The organism is Pseudomonas sp. EA_65y_Pfl1_P113 (genome assembly GCF_963970525.1).
GTDB classification, from domain to species: Bacteria; Pseudomonadota; Gammaproteobacteria; order Pseudomonadales; family Pseudomonadaceae; genus Aquipseudomonas; species Aquipseudomonas tritici.
In genome coordinates, this window is record NZ_CAXAQM010000698.1 from 1 (window position 1) to 428 (window position 428).

1 protein-coding gene is annotated in these 428 nt (G+C 65.7%); it reads left to right on the forward strand.

From position 1 onward, the window contains the following. Nucleotides 1–370: transglycosylase domain-containing protein (locus AACY52_RS31775; protein WP_339561622.1), on the forward strand; the 370-nt coding region annotated here is incomplete at its 5' end. Nucleotides 371–428: the final 58 nt, after the last annotated feature.

Genomic DNA, 428 nt, shown 5'->3' on the forward strand with positions numbered 1-428 from the left:
GATCAGCCAGCAGACTGCCAAGAACGTCTTCCTGATCCAGGGCGGCGGCTATGCCCGCAAGGCGCTGGAGGCGTATTTCACCGTCCTGATCGAGAACATCTGGGGCAAGCGCCGCATCATGGAAGTGTATCTGAACGTAGCCGAGACCGGCATTGGCACCTATGGCGTCGACGCAGCGTCACGGCGGTATTTCGGCCATGACGCGTCGCATTTGACGCCTGACGAAGCGGGCCGCATCGCCGCCGTCCTGCCGCTGCCCAAGAAACGCGCCGCGATCGCGCCCCGTGGCTTTACCCGCCGCCACGGCAACGCCATCACCCGCCGGGTGGGCGTCGTCCGCAACGACGGACTGGATCGCTGCCTGCGCTAGGCCTTATTTGGTCGCGTCGTCGGCTGCCTTGGAGGCGCTGTCGCCGACCTTCTTCGCG